This is a genomic window from Aestuariivirga sp. (genome assembly GCF_046093005.1).
Classification (GTDB): Bacteria; Pseudomonadota; Alphaproteobacteria; order Rhizobiales; family Aestuariivirgaceae; genus Aestuariivirga.
Map to the genome: position 1 here is coordinate 1 of NZ_JBJTER010000079.1, position 22262 is coordinate 22262.

General features: G+C 64.2%; 21 protein-coding genes. 11 read left to right on the plus strand and 10 right to left on the minus strand.

Features of this window, described 5'->3' with window-relative positions; all coding sequences use genetic code 11:
* The 5 genes from ACKOED_RS06290 to ACKOED_RS06310 form a co-directional block, all read right to left on the minus strand.
* On the minus strand, positions 1-897 hold an 897-nt coding region (locus tag ACKOED_RS06290), incomplete at its 3' end, for an HpcH/HpaI aldolase/citrate lyase family protein (RefSeq protein ID WP_408915727.1).
* Positions 894-1262, minus strand: a complete 369-nt coding sequence (locus ACKOED_RS06295) for a response regulator transcription factor (protein ID WP_408915728.1) — start codon at positions 1260-1262, stop codon at positions 894-896. The genes ACKOED_RS06295 and ACKOED_RS06290, both read right to left, overlap by 4 nt.
* A gap of 2 nt (positions 1263-1264) precedes the next feature.
* Positions 1265-2152, minus strand: a complete 888-nt coding sequence (gene sucD, locus ACKOED_RS06300; protein ID WP_408915729.1) for a succinate--CoA ligase subunit alpha — start codon at positions 2150-2152, stop codon at positions 1265-1267.
* Positions 2149-3348: a malate--CoA ligase subunit beta gene (locus ACKOED_RS06305; protein WP_408915730.1), complete on the minus strand. Its 1200-nt coding sequence runs from the start codon at positions 3346-3348 to the stop codon at positions 2149-2151. Before ACKOED_RS06305 ends, sucD begins: the two co-directional genes overlap by 4 nt.
* An 11-nt stretch (positions 3349-3359) precedes the next feature.
* Entirely contained in the window at positions 3360-4553 is a 1194-nt protein-coding gene (locus tag ACKOED_RS06310) for an aminotransferase class V-fold PLP-dependent enzyme (RefSeq protein WP_408915731.1), read from the minus strand.
* 191 nt (positions 4554-4744) lie between these two features.
* Here ACKOED_RS06310 and ACKOED_RS06315 point away from each other — a divergent pair, with 191 nt between their 5' ends.
* Positions 4745-5338, plus strand: a complete 594-nt coding sequence (locus tag ACKOED_RS06315; RefSeq protein WP_408915732.1) for a response regulator transcription factor — start codon at positions 4745-4747, stop codon at positions 5336-5338.
* Positions 5339-5387: 49 nt separating this feature from the next.
* Here ACKOED_RS06315 and ACKOED_RS06320 read toward each other — a convergent pair whose 3' ends face one another.
* The 3 genes from ACKOED_RS06320 to ACKOED_RS06330 form a co-directional block, all read right to left on the minus strand.
* Entirely contained in the window at positions 5388-6446 is a 1059-nt protein-coding gene (locus ACKOED_RS06320; protein WP_408915733.1) for a Fic family protein, read from the minus strand.
* Positions 6447-6539: 93 nt separating this feature from the next.
* Positions 6540-7697 (minus strand): Gfo/Idh/MocA family protein, encoded by a 1158-nt coding sequence (locus ACKOED_RS06325; protein ID WP_408915734.1) that lies wholly within the window; start codon positions 7695-7697, stop codon positions 6540-6542.
* A 23-nt stretch (positions 7698-7720) separates the two neighbouring features.
* The gene (locus tag ACKOED_RS06330; RefSeq protein ID WP_408915735.1) at positions 7721-8839 is read right to left on the minus strand and encodes a Gfo/Idh/MocA family protein; all 1119 of its coding nucleotides are present in this window, start codon (positions 8837-8839) and stop codon (positions 7721-7723) included.
* A gap of 155 nt (positions 8840-8994) precedes the next feature.
* Here ACKOED_RS06330 and ACKOED_RS06335 point away from each other — a divergent pair, with 155 nt between their 5' ends.
* The 10 genes from ACKOED_RS06335 to ACKOED_RS06380 all read left to right on the plus strand — a co-directional run bounded on the left by ACKOED_RS06335 (position 8995) and on the right by ACKOED_RS06380 (position 18489).
* Entirely contained in the window at positions 8995-10044 is a 1050-nt protein-coding gene (locus ACKOED_RS06335) for a spermidine/putrescine ABC transporter substrate-binding protein (protein ID WP_408915736.1), read from the plus strand.
* A 49-nt stretch (positions 10045-10093) separates the two neighbouring features.
* A complete protein-coding gene (locus tag ACKOED_RS06340; protein WP_408915737.1) occupies positions 10094-10951 on the plus strand; it encodes an ABC transporter permease in 858 nt (285 codons plus the stop codon).
* A complete protein-coding gene (locus ACKOED_RS06345; RefSeq protein ID WP_408915738.1) occupies positions 10938-11708 on the plus strand; it encodes an ABC transporter permease in 771 nt (256 codons plus the stop codon). The genes ACKOED_RS06340 and ACKOED_RS06345 overlap by 14 nt, the downstream gene beginning before the upstream one ends.
* A 35-nt stretch (positions 11709-11743) precedes the next feature.
* Positions 11744-13105, plus strand: coding sequence for a nucleotide disphospho-sugar-binding domain-containing protein (locus ACKOED_RS06350; protein WP_408915739.1), 1362 nt, complete (start codon positions 11744-11746; stop codon positions 13103-13105).
* A complete protein-coding gene (locus tag ACKOED_RS06355; protein WP_408915740.1) occupies positions 13105-13470 on the plus strand; it encodes a cupin domain-containing protein in 366 nt (121 codons plus the stop codon). Before ACKOED_RS06350 ends, ACKOED_RS06355 begins: the two co-directional genes overlap by 1 nt.
* Before the next feature lie 93 nt (positions 13471-13563).
* Entirely contained in the window at positions 13564-13839 is a 276-nt protein-coding gene (locus tag ACKOED_RS06360) for a cupin domain-containing protein (RefSeq protein ID WP_408915773.1), read from the plus strand.
* A gap of 27 nt (positions 13840-13866) precedes the next feature.
* Positions 13867-15450: a phytoene desaturase family protein gene (locus ACKOED_RS06365; protein WP_408915741.1), complete on the plus strand. Its 1584-nt coding sequence runs from the start codon at positions 13867-13869 to the stop codon at positions 15448-15450.
* 122 nt (positions 15451-15572) lie between these two features.
* Positions 15573-16367, plus strand: a complete 795-nt coding sequence (locus tag ACKOED_RS06370) for a cyclase family protein (protein WP_408915742.1) — start codon at positions 15573-15575, stop codon at positions 16365-16367.
* 23 nt (positions 16368-16390) lie between these two features.
* Positions 16391-17965, plus strand: coding sequence for a phytoene desaturase family protein (locus ACKOED_RS06375; protein ID WP_408915743.1), 1575 nt, complete (start codon positions 16391-16393; stop codon positions 17963-17965).
* Entirely contained in the window at positions 17962-18489 is a 528-nt protein-coding gene (locus ACKOED_RS06380; RefSeq protein WP_408915744.1) for a MarR family winged helix-turn-helix transcriptional regulator, read from the plus strand. The genes ACKOED_RS06375 and ACKOED_RS06380 overlap by 4 nt, the downstream gene beginning before the upstream one ends.
* A gap of 2 nt (positions 18490-18491) precedes the next feature.
* Here the strand turns inward: ACKOED_RS06380 and ACKOED_RS06385 are convergent, their stop codons facing one another.
* Both ACKOED_RS06385 and ACKOED_RS06390 read right to left on the minus strand, forming a co-directional pair.
* Positions 18492-20018 (minus strand): indolepyruvate oxidoreductase subunit beta family protein, encoded by a 1527-nt coding sequence (locus ACKOED_RS06385; RefSeq protein ID WP_408915745.1) that lies wholly within the window; start codon positions 20016-20018, stop codon positions 18492-18494.
* Positions 20018-22180 carry a thiamine pyrophosphate-dependent enzyme gene (locus tag ACKOED_RS06390; protein ID WP_408915746.1) on the minus strand — a complete coding sequence of 721 codons (2163 nt, stop codon included), beginning with the start codon at positions 22178-22180 and terminating at the stop codon, positions 20018-20020. The genes ACKOED_RS06385 and ACKOED_RS06390 overlap by 1 nt, the downstream gene beginning before the upstream one ends.
* Between the last annotated feature and the right edge of the window lie 82 nt (positions 22181-22262).

Below are 22262 nucleotides of genomic sequence, written 5' to 3' on the forward strand. Positions count from 1 at the left end.
GAGCGAAACGGCGCCCTTGCCCTGCGCTTCTGCTTCCTTCATCGCCTCCAGGATGCGGCGCGCCCGGGTGACCTCGGCCTCCGATGGACTCATCACCTCATTGGCGAGCGCGATCTGCGACGGGTGGATTGCCCATTTTCCCTCGCAGCCCAGCACCGCGGCGCGGCGCGCGGCGGCGCGGAAGGCATCCGGATCGGAAAAGTTGCCGAATGGGCCGTCAACAGGGCGCAGGCCGTTGGCGCGGGCCGCCACAACCATGCGGGCGATCGCATAATGCCACATGTCGCCCCAGTGCACTTCGCGGGCGCCGTCGCTCAGCGGCTCGGTCAGCACCGCATAGTCGGCATTGGCGCCGCCGATCGAAGTGGTGCGGGCGCGCGTCGAAGCCGCATAGTCCGCGACGCCGAAGTGCAGCGATTCGTTGCGCTTCGAGGCCGCCGCGATTTCGGAGACGTTCTGCATGCCGAGCGCGGTTTCGATGATCATCTCGAACCCGATCCGCTTCTTGCGGCCCTTCGCAGTTTCAATCTGGGTCACCAGCATGTCGAGCGCATAGACGTCCGATGCGGTGCCGACTTTCGGGATCATGATCAGATCAAGCCGGTCACTGGCCTGTTCCAGCACATCCACGACATCGCGATACATGTAGTGGGTATCGAGCCCGTTGATACGGACCGAGAGGGATTTCTTGCCCCAGTCGATATCGCCGATGGCCTGGATGATGTTCTTGCGGGCCTGCGCCTTGTCGTCAGGCGCCACCGCATCCTCCAGATCGAGGAACACGACATCGGCCGCGGATTTCGCCGCCTTCTCGAACATCTGCGGCTGGCTGCCCGGCACCGCCAGTTCGCTGCGGTTGAGGCGCGCGGGAGCCTGTTCGATCGAATGAAAGCTCATGTCATGTCCTTTGCGGAAGCGGTACGGCGGCGGAGCAGCTGTGTCTGGGCGGCCTCCGGGTCGAACAGGCCGTTCTCGAACACATAGCGCACCAGCTGATGGCGGCGATAGAGGCCCATGTCGCGGATGGCCCGCGACATGTGCGCCTTCACCGTGGCGCTGCTGACGCTGAGAAGGAAGGCGATTTCCTTGTCGGCCAGCCCGCAGCAGACCAGCTGCACCACCAGCATCTGCATCGGCGAAAGGCGGGCCGGCTTGGGATCGTAGCGGAAGCTGCGGAGGTCCGGCACGATGCTGATGGTGCTGGACGCCGGGCTGTTGCGCCTTGGCCGCAGTGGCGCTTCGAGCGGATAGGTCATTGCCATGGTTACGCCGCCTTCAGGACCTTGTGGGCCGTGTCGCCGATCTCGGCGGGGGTTGGCGCGATTGCCACGCCCACGTCGCGCAGGAGTTCGACCTTTTCGGAAGCGCCCTCGCCAAAAGCCGAGATGATGGCGCCGGCGTGGCCCATCTTGCGGCCTTTCGGCGCCGAGAGGCCGGCCACATAGGCGATCACGGGCTTCGTCATGTGGTCGCGGATGTATTCCGCGGCCTCCGCCTCCTGCGGACCGCCGATCTCACCGATCATCACCACCGCATGGGTTTCGGGGTCCGCCTCGAAAAGTTCGAGGATGTCCTTGAATGACGATCCGTTGATCGGGTCGCCGCCGATTCCGACACTGGTCGAAACGCCGATGCCCAGTTCCTTCATCTGCGCGGCGGCTTCATAGCCGAGCGTTCCGGAGCGTCCGACGATGCCGACATGGCCGGGCAGATAGATGTTGCCGGGCATGATGCCGAGCAGCGCCTTGCCTGGCGAGATCACGCCGGCGCAGTTGGGGCCAATAAGACGCATGCGGTTTTCCGCCTTGTAGCGGCGCATGTAGCGCTTGACCCTGATCATGTCCTGGGCGGGGATGCCATCGGTGATGGCCACGCACAGGCGCACGCCGGCGTCGGCGGCTTCCATGATCGAGTCGGCGGCGAACGGCGGCGGCACGAAGACGATCGAGGCGGTGGCCCCGGTCTTCTCGACGGCCTCCTTCATGGTGTCGAACACCGGCATGCCGTGCTGGCTGCTGCCGCCCTTGCCGGGTGTTACGCCGCCAACGATGTTGGTGCCGTAGTCCATCATGTCCTTCGCGTGGAAGGAGCCGATCTTGCCGGTGATGCCCTGCACCAGTACCGGAGTTGTGCGGTCGAGAAGGATGCTCATGCGTTCACCACCTTGAGGCCCATCGTGTTGGGATTGTTCTTCCATGCCGCGACGGCGCGCTCGGCCGCCTCGGCAAGCGTGTTGGCGCGGATGATAGGAAGGCCGGAGCGGGCCAGGATGCGGCGGCCCTCTTCGACATTGGTTCCGGCCAGGCGGACAATGACCGGCATGTTGACCGGGTTCTTTTCCAGCGCCTGCACCACGCCTTCCGCGACCCAGTCGCAGCGGTTGATGCCCGCGAAGATGTTGACGAGGATGGCCTCCACGTTCTTGTCCATGGTGACGAGCTTGAAGGCCTTGGCCACGCGCTCGGGCGTGGCGCCGCCGCCGATATCGAGGAAGTTGGCGGGCTCGCCGCCGGCAAGCTTGATCATGTCCATGGTGGCCATGGCAAGGCCCGCGCCGTTCACGATGCAGCCGATCTTGCCGGTCAGCCCCACATAGGAGAGGCCACGGTCATTGGCGTGCGTCTCGCGCGGGTCTTCCTGGCTCTTGTCGCGGAGCTCTGCAACAGCCGGGTGGCGGAACAGCGCATTGTCGTCGAAGGTCATCTTGGCGTCGAGCGCCATGACATTGTCGTCCTCGGTGACGATCAGCGGATTGATCTCCACCATGGTCGCGTCGAGTTCCTCGAAAGCCCGGTAGCAGCCCAGGATGGCGTTGACGGCGGACTGGATCTGCGAGGGCTTGAGACCGAGCGCGAAGGCGACTTCGCGGGCCTGGAAGGCCTGCATGCCGACAGCCGGCTCAACGCTCACCTTGACGATCGACTGAGGTTTCTCGGCTGCGATCTCCTCGATCTCCATGCCGCCCTCGGAGGATGCGACGACCATCACGCGCTCCGACTTGCGGTCGAGCACGAAGCCCAGATAGAGCTCCTTGGCGATGGCGACCCCGCCCTCGACATAGAGACGATAGACGATCTTGCCCTGGGGGCCGGACTGGTGCGTCACCAGTTTCTTGCCCAGAAGATCGTCGGCGGCCTCCATCACTTCGTCTTCGCTGCGGCACAGCTTGACGCCGCCAGCCTTGCCGCGGCCGCCGGTGTGGACCTGCGCCTTGACCACCCAAAGCTTGCCGCCGATCTCACGCGCCCGGTAGGCAGCCTGTTCGGGGCTATAGGCAAGAGCGCCCTTGGGCACCGGCACGCCGAAGCGGTTCAGGATTTCCTTGGCCTGGTATTCATGAATGTCCATGATGAAGCTCCTCAGGCCGCGTTCTTAAGAGCGGCGGCGGCACCCTGCGCGCGATAGTATTCCATCGCCGCGGCAACGCCCGAACCGGCTTCCACCGGAACGCCCAGGTCACGCATCGTCATTTCGGAGCCGGCTACCGCGGTGAGGCACATGATCTCGTTGAGATCGCCCAGATGGCCGATGCGGAAGACCTTGCCAGCCACCTTGTTGAGACCCATGCCGAGCGACAGGTTGTAGCGGGTATAGGCATGGCGGACGAGTGCGGCGCTGTCATAGCCCTCGGGCAGCAGGATGGCGCTCACCGTATCGGAATGCCATTTGGGATCGCGCGCGCAGAGCTTGAGGCCCCAGGCGGAGACCGCGCGGCGCACGCCTTCAGCCAGCCGGTAATGGCGGGCGAACACATTATCCAGGCCTTCGGCGAGCAGCAGATCCGTGGCCGCCCGCAGCGCGCGCAGCATGTGGAGGGGCGGCGTGTAGGGGAAGAAGCCGTCCTTGTTGGTGCGGATCATGTCTTCGAAATCGAAGTAGCAGCGGAGCGAATTCGCCTGCTTGCGCGCCGCCAGCGCCTTCTCCGACACGCAGAGGATGGCGAGGCCGGCCGGCATCATGAAGCCTTTCTGCGAACCCGACACGCAGATGTCGACGCCCCACTCGTCCATGCGGAAATCGATCGAGGCGAGCGAGCTCACGGCATCGACGAACAACAGCGCGGGGTGATTGGCGTGGTCCATGGCGCGGCGCACGGCGGCGACGTCGCTGGTGACGCCGGTTGCGGTTTCATTGTGGGTGACGAGCACCGCCTTGTAGCTATGGCCCGTGTCAGCCTTCAGCTTGTCGGCGAAAATCTCGACCGGCACGCCCTCGCCCCACGGCGCGTCAACGATGTCCACCTCAAGACCCATGCGCTGGCACATGTCGGCCCACAGGAGCGAGAACTGGCCGAAGCGGGCGATCAACACCTTGTCGCCAGGCGAGAGTGTGTTGGTCATCGCGGCTTCCCAGCCGCCGGTGCCGGAAGCCGGGAACAGGAACACCTGGCCGCTCCGCGTCTTGAACACCTTCTTCACGTCTTCGAACAGCGGCAGCGTGAAGGACGGCAGGTCCGGGGCGCGCTGGTCTTCCATGGCGATGTCCATGGCCAGGCGCACCGCCTGCGGAACGTTGGTCGGTCCCGGAATGAATAAACCCCTTGTTCCCGGCATTGGCGATCTCCCATTGTGTTGTCGTGCCCGGACCGTTCCGGACCGCATGGTGCCTCTTATGGCCGGGCGGGCAAGATCTGAAAACACTCGAAAAACCAGCCTTGTGGCGTCTAAAAGGGTGGTTTTTCGCCTACCCATTCATACTGTAAATGATGCTTGTCAGCCAATTTCCCACCCTATAGGATAGTTTCATGCCGGTTTCGCGCAGCATCATCATTGCCGATCCGAACACCATCATGCTCCAGGCCTTGTCAGACCTGTTCGAGCGCGATCCGCGTTTCAGCCTGGTCGCCACCTCGAAGACGGCGGAAGGCTTTCTGGAAAGCTGCCTCAGGGTCCCGGTTGATATCGGCATCGTCGACTGGGGGATTCCGCAGCTCGGCATCCTGCGCGACCGTCCGAACGCGCCGCGCATCATCGTCTTCGCCTCGGATGGCGACCCTGACGTGCCGCGCCGCGCCATGGCGGCGGGGGCGGCGGCCTTCTGCACCCGCGATGCCCCCGAACAGCAGCTGCTGGAGATCGCGCTGTCGGTCTCAACGGGGCGGATGGTGTTTCCCTATATGGATGTGCGGAGCCTGAAGCGCGATCCGCGCGAGACGCTGACCGAGCGCGAGAAGGCGATGCTCGCGGCGCTGGCCAGGGGCCGCACCAACACCGAGCTTGCCGCCGAGCTCAACATTTCCATCAATACCGTGAAGTTCCACCTGCGGAACCTCTACGACAAGCTCAATTTGAAGAACCGCTCGCAGGCGATCGCCTTCTATTACGCGAGCGACAAATGAACCGCGTCCCCGCGGTCGTTTCTGGCGATCAGCTGGCCCGGCCGCGTTGCTATCCGGGCAACGAATACCAAGTGGCACGCGCACGGCCTTGCTGGCGGATCATGCCAGAGGCAACAAGCTCCCTGAGCCGCAGCTTGAGGGTGTTCCGGTTGGCGCCGGTAATATCCGCCAGTTCCGCGATGGAGAGGCGCTGGCGCTCCCGCAGCGCTTTGATGATCTCGAGCGCCAGGGCGGGTAGCGCCGATTCAGCTTGCCGCGCCGAACGCTCGCGCTCAAGCCTGGCGGCAAGCCCGTCTTTTTGCTTCTTGAGGCAACGCAAGAAGAAGCCGATCCAGGGTTCCCAGTCCGGGGCGGCCGACGCCAGCGTCTTCTGGGTGCGGCGCAGAGCATTGTAATAAAGGTCCTTGTTGTCCTCGATCACGCGCTCCAGAGAGGCGTAGGGAACATAGTCATAGCCCGCGCGCAACAGCAGCAGCGTTGTCAGAATCCGCGAGAGCCGTCCGTTTCCGTCCTGGAACGGATGGATGGCGAGAAACATCACGATGAAAACCGCGGTGATCAGGAGCGGATGCAGCGTCTCCTCCTCAATGGCCTTGCGCGTCCAGGCGACGGCGTCCTCCATCTGACGGGGCGTATCAAATGGCGCCGCTGTCTCGAATACAATGCCAATCTCCCGGCCTTCGCTGTCGAAGGCGGCAATATTGTTGGGCAACGTCTTGTAGGAGCCGCGATGGCGCGCGTCTTTCGTGCAATGGCGCAGCAGTGTCTGATGAAGCTGCCGGATGTGGTTTTCGGTGAGGCGCAGTTCCGTGAATGCGTCAAACGCCAGGTCCATCGCCTCGGCGTATCCGGCCACCTCCTGCTCGTCGCGCGTGGCCAGGCGCCGGATGTCGAGATTGGAGAGCAACGTCTCCACCTGGGCGTCGGAAAGCCTTGCGCCCTCGATACGGGTTGACGACGCAATGCTCTGGATCGCGGCAACTTTCCGGAGCGCGCCCAAGCGGTCCGGCGACAGCGTTCTCAGGGCTTCCCAGCGGCCCTTGAACTCGTCGATCTCGGCAATGAGTTTGACGAGATCGGCAGCAAGGACGATGTTGGGTTCTTTCACCGGAACACCATTCGAATACCCAATCCGATACCCGGTAATACCCGATAATACCCGATTTGTCACCAAAGCCGCCGGGATCGGCGATCCGGCAATTCAGCGGAACATCGGCGGGCGGGCGTCCACCCATTTGCCCATGGCCTTGCCCGACTCGACCACTGCGGCAATGGCGGCCATCGAGCGAAGCCCGTCCTCCGCCTTGGGGTACTGATCGGCCACCGGATCGGGTGCGTGGCCCGCGGCGCGGGACCGGATGGCGCTCGCCAGGTCGCGGTAGATGTTGGCGAAAGCCATCGGCATGCCCTCGGCATGGCCCACCGTTACGTGACTGGCGCGGTCCGCCTCGGGCGAGAGGTTGCCTTCGCCGCGCTCGATCACCTGCAGGCGCTGGCCCAGCGGCATCCAGAAAAGCTGGTTCGGCTGCTCCTGCGCCCAGCGCAGCCCGCCCTTCTCGCCGAACAGCTGGATGGTGAGCCCGTGCTGGCGGCCGATGGCGACCGAGGACGTCCACAGCCGCCCCACGGTTCCGCCAGACATGCGGAAATTCACCATCGCATCGTCCTCAAGCTGCCGCGACGGGATCAGCGATACGATGTCCGCTGACAGCCGCTCCACCTCCTGGCCCGTCACATAGCTCGCCATGTGCATCGCATGGATGCCGCAATCGGCGAATTGCGCGGAGATTCCGGCCTGCGCGGGATCATAGCGCCAACGCACCCGCGGATTGTCGGCATTGGCCGCGTCGGCATGGTGGCCATGCGCGAACTCCGCCACCACCAGCCGCACCCGGCCGAGATCGCCGCGCGCCACCATGGCCCGCATGTGGCGCACCAGCGCATAGCCCGTGTATCCGTAGTTGACCGCGCAGATCCTGCCGGTCTCGCGGGCAAGTCCAACGATCTCCCCGGCCTCGGCCACCGTCCCCGTCATCGGCTTTTCGCAGAGCACATGGAAGCCGGCCTTGAGAAAGGCGCGGGTAATTTCAAAATGGGTGGAATTGGGCGTCGCCACCGTGACCAGATCAACCCGGTCCGGGCGCGCAGATTCGCCTGCCAGCATCTCCCGCCAGTCGCCGTAGCTGCGCTCCGGGGCCAGCCCAAGCTTGTGGCCATAGGCCCGGCCCTCCGCCGGACGGTGATCGAGGGTGCCGGCAACGAAGTCGAATTCGCCGTCCACCGCGGCGCTCAGGCGATGCGCCGGGCCGATCTGACTTCCTTCCCCGCCGCCGATCAGCCCCCAGTTCAGTTTCGTCATGATATGCGTTCCCGTTGAAGCGGTTATGGATTGGCGGACAGTTCGATCCAGCGGCCGTGTCTGGCGGACTGCGCGGCCGAATCGGCAACGCGCCAAACCGCCAAACCGTCCTGGAAGCGCGGCCAGGACGGCCGGCCCGCTGCGACGGCGGCCAGAAAATCCTTGGCCTCGATGATGATCTGATCCTGATAGCCGGTGCCGTGGCCGGGGCCCTGGCAAAAGGCGAGATAGTCCGGATGGGTGGGGCCGGTCAGGATCTTGCGGAAACCGCGCTCCGCCTCCGGCCCTTCGGCGCGGTAAAGCCACAGCGCGTTCTGGTCTTCCTGGTCAAAACGGATGGCGCCCGCCGTTCCGTAAACCTCATAGGCGTAGCCCATCTTGCGGCCAGTCGCGATGCGGCTGAAATAGAGGTGCCCCATGGCGCCATTGGCGAAGCGGCACATCAGCTGGGTGTGATCGTCGTTGGTCACCGCCTCGGGGCCGGAAGGGCCATTCCTCCTGGCATGCACCGTTTCCACCATGGCGGAGAGCGATGCTACGGGGCCCATCAGCGCCAATGCACAGTTGATCATGTGCGGCGCAAGATCGCCCAGCACGCCATTGGCCATGCCGCGGGTGCGCCAGCTGGCGGAGAGCGCGGGGTCGGCTAGAAAATCTTCCGTGTGCTCGCCGCGAAACCACGTCACCCTGCCGATGGCCCCCTCGGAAATCAGCTTGCGGGCGAACTGGGTTGCCGGGGTGCGGACGTAGTTGAAACCCACCATGTGAACAAGCCCGGAGGCCTCCGCCGCCAATGTCATGGCCTCGGCATCGGCGAGCGAGGCCCCGAGCGGCTTTTCGCAGAACACATGCTTGCCACTGGCAAAAGCCGCCTCGGCGATGGCGCGGTGGGTTTCCTGGGGGCTGGCGATCACCACCGCATCGACAAGCGGGTCGGCGACCAGCGCCTGCCAGGTGGCGGCGGAACGATTGAACCCGTAGGCCTGCCGGTAGCGTTCGGCGGACGCGGCGCTGCTGGCAGCGATCAACTCGAGGCGCGGCCGCAGGGTGGTGCCGAATACCGCGCCGGTGGCCGACAGCGCCACCGCATGGGCCTTGCCCATGTAGCCTCCGCCAACCAGGCCAATTCCGATTTCCGGCATCTGCTTTCCAGCCGCCATCATGTTCCCGCGACATGGTCTATATGGCGCCGCCAGCTCCCGCAACGGGCAACTCGCGGCCGCCCGGCCCTCGACCGGCGGCCCGGTTTCCGCTAGGCTCAACGCCAATTCCAACCACAATAACCCGGAGGAAACACATGAAACATCGCAACGCATGGGCCTGGGCTTTCGCCGCGGTCCTGACGGTCTCCGCTTCTTCCGCCGCAATGGCGGAAAAGCTGGTCATCTCCAATTGGGACGGTTACATGCCGAAAGACATGGCGGAGAAGTTCAAGGCCGCTACCGGAATCGATCTCGAAATCTCTGTTCACGCGACCAATGAAGAAATCATGGGCAAGGTCACCGCCTCCGGCGGCGAGGGCTATGACGTGCTCTTCGTCTCGTCGCCTTTCGCCGAGGCGCTCAACAACCTTGGCCTTGCGGCGCCCATCGATCACGCAAAAATCCCCAATCTGGCCAATCTCTATCCCGAGGCGTCCCAGCTCAAGCACGATCCGGGCAATGTGTTCTCCGTGCCCTACACATGGGGAACCACCGGCCTGTGCTACCGTTCAGACCTTGTCAAAGCCGAGCCGCAGAGCTGGAACGACCTGCTGAAACCCGCCGACGATCTTAAGGGCAAGATCACCATGCTCTCGACCGACCGCTGGCTGATGGCGCCGGCCTTTCTCGCGAATGGCATGTCGGTCAACACCACCGACCAGGCCTCGCTTGACAAGGTGCGCGACCAGCTGATCGAAACCAAGCGCCAGCTGCTGGCCTATGATGACACGACCTTCTATTCCAAGCTGGTGTCCGGCGAGGCTTCCCTGGTCGAAGCCTGGGACGGCTGGTGCAACTACGGCATCGCGGAGAAGCCCGAGATCAAATATGTGATCCCCAAGGAGGGCTCTGATCTGTGGGTCGACACAATTGTCGTCACCAAAGCTTCTAAAAACCCGGAAGCCGCGCATAAGTTCATCGATTTCGTGCTCAATGCCGACAATGGCAAATGGGTGGTCGAGAACATCATGTACAAGACGCCCAACAAGGCCGGCATGGAAGCCGTCGACAAGGCCATGTTCACCCAGTACCCGAATATGGCGATCCCGCCGGCCGAACTCCTGAAGTTCGAGCAGCTGCGCGACCTGGGCAGCGGCATGAAGGCCTTCTCGAAGACCGTCTCCGAGATCATGGCCGCCAAGTGATGCGGCAACGCACCTCTCCCGCCCCCAGCGGGAGAGGACTTCCGCTGCGATGACGCCGCGCGCCTCGTCCTGGCTTCTCATGGCGCCCGGGCTTGTGTGGCTCGGGCTGCTCATGGTGCTGCCTTGCCTCCTCGTATTTATTCTCATGTTCTTCGAGCGCGGCGTCTATGGCGGCATCGACTGGGCGGCGCCTACCTTCGAGAACATCCGGCGGGTGTTCGATCCGCTCTATCTGTCGATTTTTTTCGACAGCGCCGTGGTGGCGGGCACCGCCACGCTGATCGCCCTGCTCATCGGCTATCCCGCCGCCTATGCCATCGCCCGGGCGCAGCCTTCGCGACAAACGGCTTTGCTGTTTCTCGCCATCCTGCCGTTCTGGACCAACTATCTGATCCGGACCTATGCCTGGATCGTGCTGCTCAATCCGGCGGGCCTCATCAATTCGGCCCTGCTGGCGACCGGCCTCAGCAACGAGCCCTTGCCGCTGCTCTACAACACGTCCGCCGTCGTGCTGGGACTTGTCTACAGTTACACGCCCTTCGTCATTCTCGCCGTCTATTCGGCCCTGCAGCGGCTCGACCCCGCCTATGCCGAGGCCTCGCGCGATCTCGGCGCGGGACCGGCGCAAACCTTTCTGCGCATCACCCTGCCGCTCACCGCGCCGGGTGTCGCCGCTGGCGCCGTGTTTGTCTTCGTGCTGTCCATCGGCAATTTCGTGACGCCCGATCTGCTGGGCGGCGGCAAGTTCCAGATGGCCGGAAATCTTATCTACGACCAGTTCCTTTCGGCGCGGGACGGGCCGTTCGGCACCGCGCTCTCGGCCCTGCTCATCGCAATCATGATGGTGCTGTTGTTCGCACAGGCTATCCTATCCCGCCACGCCAGAGGCGAGCATGCGCGCACTTAACGCCTGGCTCGCCGCCATCTATGGCTTTCTCTATCTGCCCATCGCCATCCTCATGGTGCTGTCCTTCAACCGCTCGGGCCTGCCAACCTCATGGGGCGGGTTCTCGCTGGAATGGTATGGCGCGTTATTCGCCAACCCGAAGATTGCCGCGGCAGCGTGGAATTCGCTTGTCGTCGCCTTCTGGTCAACGGCGATTGCCACCGTGCTCGGCACCCTGCTGGCACTGGGCGTCGAGCGCGCAAGGCCTTCCGCGAGCCGCGAGGCGCTTTTGTTCGCCCCGATGATCGTTCCGGATATCGTGCTGGCGATCGCTCTCCTGTCATTCTTCACGCTGGTCAAGTTCACGCTCGGCCTGCACTCCATCGTCATCGCGCATGTGGTTTTCAACCTGGCCTTTGTCTGCGCCGTGGTGCGGGCGAGGCTCAGATCATATGACTGGTCGCTGAATGAAGCCTCGCGCGACCTCGGGGCCGGCGCCGCCACCACATTCCGGCGCATCACCCTGCCGCTCATCGGCCCGGCGGTGCTCGCTGCGGGGCTGCTGGCCTTCACGCTGTCGATCGACGAATTCATCATCGCCTATTTCACCGCTGGCGCCGGCCAGTCATCAACCACGCTGCCGATGCAGATTTATGCGATGATCCGCTTCGGCGTGACGCCCGAGATCAACGCCATGGCCAGCCTGGTGATGCTGGCGAGCTTTGTGATGATCCTCGCCGCCCAGCGGCTCAACAAGGGCCTTGTTTCTGCGGCATGAAAGCTCTGATATAGTCCGGGGAAGGGAGAACCGCCATGGCAGCAAAGACAGCTCGCAAGAAGGCGCCAGCGCCGCGCAAAGCCGTGACGCGCGCCAGGCAGAAGAAAGTGATCGCGCTTTTTCCCGAGGCGGCCTTCGGTCCGGCGCTCAATTCGGTTGGGATCGGCCAGGCGCTGGAGAAACTGGGGCACAAGGTGGTATTCCTCTCCGACCCCGGGTTTCTGGATGTCTACAAGGACTATGGCTTCGAGGCCCACCCGGTGAACCTCTCGGAACCCCTGCCGCCGGAGCAGATGGCCAAGTTCTGGGTCGATTTCATCAACGGCCACATCCCCAACTTCCGCAAGACGCCCTTCGAGCAGATCGACAATTATGTGAAGGACTGCTGGAGCATGATCGTCGAGACGGCCAAATGGGCCGAGAAGGACCTGCCCGGCGTACTCGACAAGGTGAAGCCCGACGTGATCTGCGTCGACAACGTCATCCTGTTTCCGGCCATCAAGCGCTATGCGAAGAAGAACAGGAAGCCGTGGGTGCGCATCATCTCCTGCTCGGAGAACGAGATCGAGGACCCCGATATTCCGCCGCATCTTTCCGGCGCCGGCGCCAGGGACAGGAAGGCCCAGGCCGCCTACCGCAAGCGCTTCCGCGAGGTGATCAAGCCGATCCACGAGGACTTCAACCGCTTCCTCGCCTCGGTGGGCGAACGCAAATATCCGCTCGGCCAGTTCTTCGAGGCAAGCCCGCATATGAATATCCTGCTCTATCCGAGCGCGGTGAAGTTCAGGCGCCGGCACAAGCTGCCCGCCCGCCAGTTCCAGTACCTTGAAGGCTGCGTGCGCCGCGAGAAGCCCTATGACGTGCCGCGATTCAAGGCGAACAACGGCAAGCCGCTTCTCTATGTAAGCTTCGGTTCGCTCGGCGCGGGCGATGTCGATCTGCTGAAGCGGCTGATCGCCGCCCTGGGCAAGATGCCGGTGCGCGCGCTGGTCAATGTCGGCGACTACAAGGACCAGTATGCGGATGTGCCGCCCAACGTCATCATCGACAGCTGGTTCCCGCAGCCTTCGGTGATCCCGCAGGTCGATGCCGTCATTCACCACGGCGGCAACAACTCCTTCACCGAATGCCTCTATTTCGGCAAGCCCGCCATCATCATGCCCTATGTGTGGGACGGCCATGACAACGCCACCCGCGTCGAGGAGACGGGCCATGGCTTCAAGCTCGACCGCTACAAATGGTCGGACGAGGAGATGCAGGCGAAGATCATGGCCATGCTGACCGACAAGAAGATGAAGGCCCGGCTGAAGAAGACCTCGCGCAAGATGAAGGCCCATCATGGGCCCACCAAGGCCGCGAAGGTCATCGACGCGCTCACCCGCCGGAAGCTTGGCTGATGCCAACCAGGCTCGACTCCTCCGCCCCGCATCTCAACGACCCGGCCGGCTATGCCGGGCCGCTCCGCGACTGGGGCCACCAGCCAGACCCGATCGCCGGTCATTCAAAAAGCGACGGCATCCTGCTCCATAAGGGGCCGGGTGGCCAGCCGGAGGTCGGCCTCTGGCAATGCTCGCCGGGCACCTGGCCGCTGGCCATTCCGCGCGACGAGGTCTGCCATTTCGTCTCTGGCCGCGCCACTTATGTGCATGAGTCAGGCGAGCGGATCGACATCTCGCCGGGCACGCTGGTGCTGTTCCCGGCCGGCTGGAAAGGCACCTGCACCGTCCACGAAACCATGCGCAACGTCTATATGCTGAGTTAGGTCATGACCCTCGTGCTGCAATCTTCGGCTCCGCACCTCTCCAACCCCGCCGGCTATGCCGGCCCGTTCAAGGATTGGGGCGTGATCCCAACCATGATCGAGGGCGCCTCGCACACCAGCGGCGTCGTACTCCACAAGGGCCCGAACGGCGAGAGCGAAACCGGCATCTGGATCTGCACGCCGGGATACTGGGCCTGCCATGTGACGCGCGATGAATTCTGCCACTTTCTGCTCGGGCGCTGCACCTATACGCATGAGTCCGGCGAAGTGATCGAGATTGTTCCGGATACGGTGGCGTTCTTCCCGCAAGACTGGAGGGGCACCTGCCGGGTGCATGAGACCGTACGCAAGGTCTACATGATCCGCTGACACGGGAGCATCGCGCGGGGCAGTTCAATGGCAGCGGATGTTTCCTACGATGCGGTCGTGATCGGCGCGGGCCACAATGGGCTGGCAGCCGCCATTCACCTGGCAAGGCACGGCTGGAAAGTCGGCGTGTTCGAGGCAAAGGGCGAGCCTGGGGGAGCCGTGAAGACGCGCGAACTCACCTTGCCGGGTTTCCGCCACGACGTTGCGGCGATGAACCTTAGCATGTTCGCCGGTTCGCCGTTCCTGCGCGAGCATGGCGCGGCCCTGGCCCGGCACGGCCTGGCCTTCGCGCCCGCCGCGCATTGCTTCGCCTCGGTGTTTCCGGATGGCAGCTGGTTTGGCGTTTCCAGGGACCCCGATGTCACGGCGGCGCGCCTCGAGGCCATGAACCCGCATGACGCGGCATCCTGGCGGGCCATGCTCGCCCGTTTCGGCGTGGATGCGCCGCACATCTTCGGACTGCTCGGCAGTGAAATGCCATCCCTGGCGGCGGCCAGGGTGATCTGGAAAGCGTGGCGGCAGAACGGCACGGCCTGGACGCTGGACATGCTGCGGTTTCTTGCCACCTCGACCCGCGTGTGGGCGGACTCCCATTTCGAGGATGCACGGGTGAAGGCGACACTGGCCGCCTGGGGCATGCACCTCGACTTTCCACCCGATATCGCAGGCGGCGCCCTGTTTCCTTATCTGGAGTCGATGGCCAATCAGGCCTTCGGCATGGTGATCGGCCAGGGCGGCGCGGACACCATGATCAGGGCGATGACAGGTTATCTCGCGGAACTGGGGGGCGAGATCCATCTCAACGCGCCCGTGGAAGAGGTGATGCAAAGTGCCGGCAGCGCCAGCGGCATCCGGCTTGCCGATGGTCGCGTCATCGCGGCGCGCCGCGCCGTCATCGCCAATGTGACGCCGGGCCTGCTGTTTGGAACCCTGCTGCCCGGCGGCTCCGGCAACAAGGCGGCCGATGCCAGGCTCAGGGCCTTCCGTCCGGGGCCCGGGACCATGATGCTGCATGTGGCGCTCGATCGCCTGCCGCAATGGACCGCCGGCGCGGAGCTTGCCCAATTCGCCTATGTCCACATCGCGCCAGGCTTCGGCTACATGAGCCGCGCCTATGAGGAAACGATGGACGGGCTGCTGCCGCAGGCTCCCGTTCTGGTGGTCGGCCAGCCGACCGCCATAGACCCTTCACGCGCGCCGGCAGGAAAACATATCCTGTGGGTTCAGGTGCGGGTGCTGCCGAAACACGTGAATGGCGATGCCGCTGGCAGCATCACCGGCAAGGACTGGGCAGCGATCAAGGACGCCTATGCCGAGCGCGTCATCGATCTCATCGAAGCCCATGCACCGGGCATACGCACGCATGTCCTCGGCCGCGCGGTGTTCTCGCCCGACGATCTCGAGGCCGAGAACGCCTGCCTGGTGGGCGGCGACAATCTCTCGGGCAGCCACCAGCTGGACCAGAACTTCATGTTCCGTCCCGCCCCCGGCTATTCGCGCTACAAGATGCCGCTCGGGCAGCTCTACATGTGCGGGGCCGCGACCTGGCCCGGTGCTGGAACCGGCGCGGGATCCGGCTACCTGCTGGGGCGTAAGCTGGCCGGCGCCTGAGCCGGCTTCTCATTGCGTTCGCATGGAGTTTGGCTTTGCGATCACGGCTATGAGGCCCTAGAAGCTTGCGTTTTCATGGAAATGAAATACGGTTTCACGATCCAACCGCACGGGGAAAAGCCATGGCCACGCCACACACCACCGCCGTCACCGAACTCGCCGCAGCGCTGCTTGCGGGCCGCGTCGAGGTGATCGACATCACAGCGACACTCGGGCCCGAGACGCCGCTCATCAAGCTGCCGCCGTCCATCGGACTCAACACACCCGCGGTCGAGATCCACACCATTTCGCACTATGACGACAAGGGCCCGTTCTGGGCCTGGAACTGGCTGAAGCTGGGTGAGCATTCCGGCACCCATTTCGATGCGCCGCAGCACTGGATTACCGGCAAGGACTATCCGGATGGCGCCACCGACACCATTCCGGTCAAGAATTTCGTAGGTCCCCTCAACGTCATCGACTGCAGCGCCGAGGTTGCGAAAAACCCGGATTTCCTGCTTACCGTCGACCACATCAAGGCCTGGGAGGCCAAGCACGGCGCCATCGAGCAAGGCTCGTGGGTGGTGATGCGCAGCGACTGGTACAAGCGCAATGGCAGCGAAGCGGCCTTCCTGAATGCCGACGAGAACGGACCGCACTCGCCGGGGCCAACCGCCGAGGCGATCCAATACCTGATCGATAAGGGTGTGATCGGCTGGGGTTCGGAAACGGTCGGAACCGACGCCGGCTCGGCCGGCGGCATGACGCCGCCCTTCCCGGCGCACAATCTGATGCACAAGAACAACCGCTACGGTCTCGCCTCGCTGTGCAATCTCGACCGGCTGCCGCCCAAGGGCGCGGTGATCATCGCAGCGCCCCTCAAGATCAAGCATGGCACCGGCAGCCCGTTGCGGGTGCTGGCGCTGGTCGGGAAATAACCGGTCCGGAAGAGGCGGCCGCCATGACCGATTATGTGATTGCCGGAAGCGGCATCAACGGGCTGGTGGCCGCCTCGCTCCTGGCCCTCAAGGGGCGAAAGGTTCTCGTCCTCGAGCGTAATCCTGAGATCGGCGGCTGCATCCGCACCGAAGAAGCCACGCTCCCCGGCTTCACGCATGACGTGATGGCGACGACCTTCGTGCTGTTCCTGCTGTCGCCGGCCTACGGAGTATTGGGGCCGGAACTGGAAAAGCGCGGCCTCGCATTCGCCCATCCGGAGATACCGACCGGCGTCCTGCGGCCGGACGGGGCGCACCTGCTGCTGCGCCGGGACCGCGGAGCCAATATTGCCGCCTTCGACGCCCTTGCGCCCGGTGACGGCCAGCAATATTCCGCCGACATGCAGAAGCTCGGCGCCGATGCGCCATTTCTGTTCGCCCTTCTTGGTGGAAAATTGTGGTCATGGCGCATGGCGAAGACCATCGCCGCCGAGGCATGGCGGCGCGGGCCAAGCGGCCTCTCGTCGTTTTTCGGCGCCGCGCTGCAGCCGGCGCGCCACTGGCTGCAGCCTTCCTATTCCTCCGACCTGTTTCATGCGCTTCTCGCGCCATGGGTGCTGCACACCGGGCTTGGCCCGGAAAGCGCCTATTCCGGACAGATGGCCAGAGTCATCGCCTTCGCGCTGGAGGCGGCGGGGGCGCCTGTCGTCAAAGGCGGCGCGTCGAACATTGTCTCGGCCTTTGCGCGGCTCATCACCGATCACGGCGGCGAAATCAGAACCAATGCAGACGTTGCCGCGGTGAGCGTCGATGCAACGGGACGCGCCGCCGGCGTGAGGCTGGCTTCGGGCGCTGACATCGCCGCCAGACAGGGTGTGATCTGCTCCATGACACCTGCGCAGCTCTATGGACGGCTGCTCAAGGACTGGCGCGGGGCCGACAGTCTCCGCGATGAGGCCAGGCGCTTCGCGCATGGCAAGGGCAACATGCAGATTCATTATGCCCTTGCGGCGCCGCCACAATGGCGGCACGGGGACCTCGGCAAGGTGGCTCTGCTGCATCTCACGCCAGGACTCGACGGGGTATCGAAAGCCGTGAACGAGGCCGAGCGCGGCATGCTGCCGGCAGAGCCCACAATCTGCGTTGGCCAACCCACTGCTTTCGATCCGTCACGCGCACCGCCCGGCAAGGCCATCCTTTGGCTGCAGCTTCCCGAAGCACCCCGCCATATCAAGGGCGACGCCGCGGGCAAGATCGCCGCGCCCCCGGACGGTCAGTGGACAGAAGAGGTGCGGGAAGCCTATGCGGACCGCATCGAAGAGACGCTCTGCCGCCACATCGCTGATTTCCGCAGCCTGATTCTAGCCCGCCGATGCTATTCCCCGGCCGATCTCGCGGCGATGAACATCAACCTGGTGGGCGGCGACCCTTATGGCGGAGCCTGCAGCATCGACCAGTTCTTCCTGTGGCGGCCGCTGCGCGGCACCGTCAACCATGAGACGCCGGTGAAGGGCCTCTACCATATCGGTGCTTCCACCCATCCCGGGCCAGGACTCGGGGGCGGCTCCGGTTTCCTGCTGGCCAACAGCCTTGCATGACGGACAATCTCGCCTTTCTGCGCAACGTGCTGCACCGCGAGACGGATGCCGAAACCTCAATGCCGTCGCTCGCCGAGATTGGGCTCAATCATTTCGTTCCCTATCTGCTCAACCGCATTGCCGCCATCTGGAACGCCGAACTCGCGGATGAACTCCGCAAGTTCGATCTGACGACGCCGCAAATGCGGGCGCTGGCGGTGCTCGGCATCAATTCCGGCCTCACCATCAACGAACTCTCCACCCTCACGGTGACAGAGCAATCGACCATGAGCCGCTCGCTTGACACGCTTGAGAGCCGCGGCCTCGTCAGGCGCAAGCCCCGGGCGAGCGACCTCAGGGTGCGCGAGGTGGAAATCACCGCCGCCGGCCGCGCCCTGTTCGATACCTTCTGGCCTCTCATGTTCGGCCGCTACCAGCAGATGTTCCGGGGCATAAGCGAGGACGATTTTTCCCAGCTCGTCGCCACCCTGCAGCGCATCCTGCGCAACATCAGGCCGGCCGGCCCAGGCGGCGGCGACGGCTGAGACTACATCTCGCGGATCGTCTTCAGAACGCCGTCGAGCGCTTCACCGTTCTCATCCTTGAGGGCGGCCGAGATCAGGCGGTCCATCCAGGCGCCGCCATCGGCACGCGCTTCCAGCAACGGTGCCGCCGAAAGCGCGCGGTCGAACTTCGAGAGTCCCCGCGCATGGGTGTCCGAATAGCCCTTCACCAGCCGCCTCGCCGCCAGAACGGCGCGGGCGAGATCATAGTTCCGGGGAAGCGTCCGCGTCGCCAGTCCGAGCCAGTTTTCGATATGCCGCGTTTCTTGGTGATGGCGCAGCAGTCCGCGCCGCCAGCGCCGCAGGCCACTCACCATATAGAGCTGGAGGAACCCGCTCAGTTTCGACGTCTCGATCCGGCGGCCACGATTGACCCGCCGGTCGATGAACGCCATCAGCCCCGGCTTGGCGGAAACCCAGCGGCCGAGGCCGGCGGGCATCAGGCTCACCATTTCCGCGGCGCGCGGATGCGTGAACTCGGTGATGGTGAGCGGATCATCGCCTGCCTTCATCTCATCAGCGATGCGCGCGAAGCGCGCCGAACGCGTCTTGAGATGGGCAACCCCGATCGCATCGTCATAGGCCATGGCATTGGCCAGATACTTTGCGGCCACTGCCGTGAACGCGAAGTCCCGGGCGCCGCCGCCGTGCGCGGCGTCGAGAGCGGCCAGCGCTTCCAGCCGGCTCAGATATTCATCGCCATAGCCAAGATCCTGGAAGTCGACGGTACGCCTGAAACCGGCAAGGGCCATGGCCCGCACTTGCGGCGGAAGCGCCCGCAGCCGGGCCAGCCGCTGATCGAGCGTAGCGGAACCGAGGCTGTCCGGCAGGACTGTGACGCGAACCCGCGGCCTGGCGGCGGCTTGCGGCAGATCGTTGCGGCCAGCCGCGGCGAAGCCCCTGGCAAACCCGGCGAGCGAGGCGGCGGCGCCCTTGCCACCGGCGGCGATCACCGCCTCGAAGCCCGGACGCGGAAACGGCAGCACGCCCGCCCCCGCAAGAGCGCCAAACAGCGGGGCTGAGATGACGGTGGAATTCTCCCGCGCCGTCTGTTCCATGTCGAAAGCAATGACCTGGCGCGCTGCAATGCCTGCAGCGGCATTGACGGTCCGGGGATCGGCGATTGACCCGCCGGGCTTTTCCTTCTCTGCCACCGCATAGGCGCGGTGGGTGGAGGCGATGAGCAGCGTCTTGTCTGGCGTGGCGAGGCCACGCAGGATGGAACGTCCGGCTTCCATCAATTCAGCCGCAATCACCACGTCAACGTCACCCGGCGTTGGCATCAGGGCCAAGACCGGCGCCTGGCCGCCACGCGGCGGCAACATCTCGATGTAGTAGAGCGTAGCGCCGGTGCGCTGGGCCACGCCCGGCACCGAGGTTGACTGCGCGTGCCAGCCATTGGCCTCCGCCACGGCAACGATCCAATCTGTCAGCACGCCGCCGCCCTGCCCGCCCATGGCCAGAACGGCGATCGACAGCGGCTTCTCGCGCATGGCAGGCTGATCGAACATCACGCCGCCGCCCGGCCAAACAGCAGCCGGCGCTTTTCCCGCCGCCGCTGCAGGAAGGAGATGACGGATGCACGGAAACGGCTCTTGAACCGCTCCCATGACGACGCGTTGCGCAGCACATCGGCGCGGTAGAAAGAGGGACAGAGAACCGCGGCATCCGCCACATCGCCACAATTGCCGCAGGCCACGCAGCTGTTGTCGATCGTGGCCACCGGATCGTCACGCAGTGGATCGTCAAGCTGCTTCACCGAAAGCGAAGGGCAGCCGGAGAGCCTGATGCAGGCATGATCGCCCGTGCAGATATCCTCATCGACGCCGAAACGCTGGCGGAGCACGGGTTCGCCGGCCTTCTCGGCCTTGTCCATCAGCGGTTTCACGCGGCGCTGCTTGTTGAGCATGCATTCCGAGGACGCGACGATGATCTTGGGGCCAGGCTCATCCGTGGTCAGCGCCTCGCGCAGCGTATCGCGCATCTTGCCTACGTCATAGGTGCGGTCGATCTGGCGGACCCACTTGGCGCCTACCCCCTTCACCGCATCGGCGATCGAATTATTGGTTGTCCGTTTGGCGTTCTCAGCCCGCGACGAGGGAATGTCCTGGCCACCGGTGGCCGCGGAATAGAAATTGTCGACAATCAGCATGACCCCGTCATGCTTGTTGAACACGGCGTTGCCAACCGATGAAGCGAGTCCGTTGTGCCAGAAGCCGCCATCGCCCATCACCGAGATCACACGCTTGCCGGCCTTGACGTTGAAGGCGGAGGCGGCGGCGGGTCCGAGGCCATAGCCCATGGTGGTGGCGCCGATGTTGAAGGGCGGCAAAATGGAAAACAGGTGACAACCGATATCGGCTGATACGTGATGCGGCCCCAGTTCCTTCTCGACGAGCTTCATCGCCGCGAAGACCGGCCGCTCGGGGCAGCCGGTGCAGAAGCCAGGCGGGCGCGGCGGCACGGTGGTGGCCAGCGCCTGTACCTCTTTGCTGTTGAGCACCGCCGAAGGATCAGGGAGCGGCGGGCGGTTGCCGAGCAAGCGCGGCGCATGTTTCTCAAGAAAGCCGAGCAGACCCTCCTGCATCACCACGGCGGTGTATTCGCCAGCCAGAGGAAAGACATCCTTGCCGGAGATGCGAGTGGCGATATCACGCCGCCTGAGCATGGTGTTGAGCACCTGTTCGATGAACTCGGGCTGGCCCTCCTCGACGACCACGACCGCCGACTTGCCGGCGCAGAAGGACAACACTTCCTCATCGACCAGCGGATAGGTGACGTTCAGCACATAAAGCGGCACGCGGGTGTTGCCATAGGCGTCCGACAGACCAAGCTGCTGCAGGGCGCGGATCACCCCGTTGTACATGCCGCCCTGCAGGATGATGCCCACGTCGGCATCGACCGGCCCGAAAAACTCATTAAGCCCATTTTCGCGGATGAAATTCACCGCGGCGGGCCAGCGTTTTTCGACTTTCAGCTTCTCATGGATGAAGGAGGCCGGCGGCAGCACGATGCGATTGACGTCGCGCACCGGATTCTCAAGCGCCTGCTTCAGGGTGAAATCCGGCTTCCGGTTATCCTTGGCGATGAAGCGGCCATGGACATGGCAGCCACGGATGCGCACCTCGACCATCACCGGCGTGTTCGAGGCCTCCGAAAGCGCGAAGGATTTCTCGACCATCCGCACCATCACCGCGAGATCGGGCCGCGGGTCGACCAGCCAAATCTGCGACTTCATGGCAAAGGCGTGGCTGCGCTCCTGCATGATCGAGGAACCTTCGCCGTAATCCTCGCCGATGATGATGACAGCGCCGCCATTGACACCGCCGGAAGCCAGATTGGACAACGCGTCACTCGCCACATTGGTGCCGGCGGTCGATTTCCAGGTCACCGCGCCGCGGATGGGATACATGACCGAGGCCGACAGCATGGCGGCCGCCGTCGCTTCCGAGGCCGAGGATTCGAAATGCACGCCGAGCTCGGCCATGTAGTCCGAGGCATCGGCCAGCACGTCCATCAGATGCGAAATCGGCGAGCCCTGGTAGCCGCCGACATAGGATACGCCCGACTGGAGCAGCGCTTTGGTGATGGCCAGAATGCCTTCACCACGGAACTCCTGCCCCGCACCGAGGCGAAGATCCTCAACTTCACGCGCGAATGACCGCTCAGCCATGTCCTGTTCTGCCGATTTCTATCCAAATTCATATATCAGCGGCGCTTACGGTCCAAAAGCCCGCCGAACACTGCTGCAATAG